The following is a 1,660-nucleotide window of genomic DNA, read 5'->3' on the forward strand; positions in this document are numbered from 1 at the left end:
AAAGAACCTTGCTTTATCACTTTATATTTAAAAGATGAACACAATAAACCCATTGCTAATGCTAAAATCATTATCAAAGGTTTTAAACATGATGAAGCTTTAAGAGTAGTTAATCTAAAAAGACGCAGTGATGAAAAAGGTAAAATAAGATTTGATAAAGAAAAGTATTTTAGCGATTGTTATAGCTTTAAAGTAAAGCTTGATGAAAGTGAAGCTTATTTTCCTACTCCTTTACAAAATGCTAAAAGAATATTTAATAATTATACCCATCACAAAGTTGGACTTATACTTAAATTTAAAGCTAAAGATCATTTAGTTTATGATGGATTTAATCTCTATCATTATAAAGGAAATGAATTAATTAATTCTTATATGGCAAGAAGTGGTACTGCTAAGGCAGATAATGAAAAAAGAAGTAAAAAGCAAATTGCAAATTATTTTTACCAAGATGAAAAAGATAAAAGCAAAAGTGGAAAGGCTTATTTTTACTATGATGATGAAAGTATTAAAGATAGATTTGGCACTTTACCTGAAGGGGAGTATTATTTAAAAATCAATGAAATAGCTAAAGATACTAACCCTAGCTTTTTAAAAGATTATCCCTTTGAAATAGGAAAAACCTGGGGAAGATACTGCGTAAGATTATATACTGATAAAGAATGCTCTAAAACTTTTAAAGAAGTAAAAATAAAAGAAAGTAATGAAAAAGAAAACAAAACAAGCAAAAAAGATAAAAAAGAGCAAAGCATAATAAAAGATAATCTATATCTTTATAGCATCAATGAAAAGGGAGAGTTTGGCAGTAATGGTAGCATAGGTATAGCACAAGCACAGTTATTAGAGGATTTAAGTAAGCAAGCTAAGTTTGTGCGGAGTGAGGGGGAAAATATAATCTCACTCAAAGTGGCTTACCCTGAAAAAATAGATAATAAAATTATATTTGTAGGAAAAGTTTATGAATAAAACACTAATATTTCATGAAAATTCCCATATTGATTTAAATGCTTCTTTTGCACCAGGGACTTATATAAGCTTACAACTAGAAAAAGAAAGCGATGAAAAACTAAAATGGGCTTTTGTAGAATGTGAAAGCAAAGAAAAATTAAATTTATTATTACATGATTGTAATGGCTATATTGATGAAAAAAATCTTAAGGTATTATTTGAAAATGATGATTTGATTTATAATGAAAGCTATGAAGACAATATTTTATCCTTTTGCTTGCCTATAAATAGAAGCAACGAGCCTAAAGAAGACATACAAGATTATAAATACTACATAGTTTTATTTGCTTATAGTAGTGAAAAAACTATGCCTAATTTAGAAGATCATTACATCATCATAGATATGAGCTTTAGAGTGGGAGTTGGAGATGATGAGGATGTAGAAGAAAGTAAACTAAGGAATGATTTTAATAGTGATATAATTCAAACAAATTGTATTTTTAGTGTTTTTGAGGCTGTAGAGTTTTTAAAAGCTTGCCAAAGTTTTAAAGAAAAAGCAAAAGAAACAAATAATTATGAATTTTTTAAAAATTATCCCCAACTTGCAGGAAAAATTGCTTATATTTATTATAGATTTGATTTAGCTAATGAAAAATTTATTAAAAGTGTAAGTGATGGAGATAAGTATTTAAAAGAAAGAGAGAAATTTGTTAAA

General features: G+C 26.9%; 2 pseudogenes. Both read left to right on the forward strand.

From position 1 onward, the window contains the following. Positions 1 to 963 (forward strand): annotated as a pseudogene (locus tag AJ932_RS00610) (hypothetical protein); the annotation flags it as partial. Then, positions 956 to 1,660, forward strand: a pseudogene (locus AJ932_RS00615) (hypothetical protein); the annotation flags it as partial. The pseudogenes AJ932_RS00610 and AJ932_RS00615, both read left to right, overlap by 8 nt.

The organism is Campylobacter sp. BCW_6873 (assembly GCF_001762365.1).
GTDB lineage: Bacteria > Campylobacterota > Campylobacteria > Campylobacterales > Campylobacteraceae > Campylobacter_D > Campylobacter_D jejuni.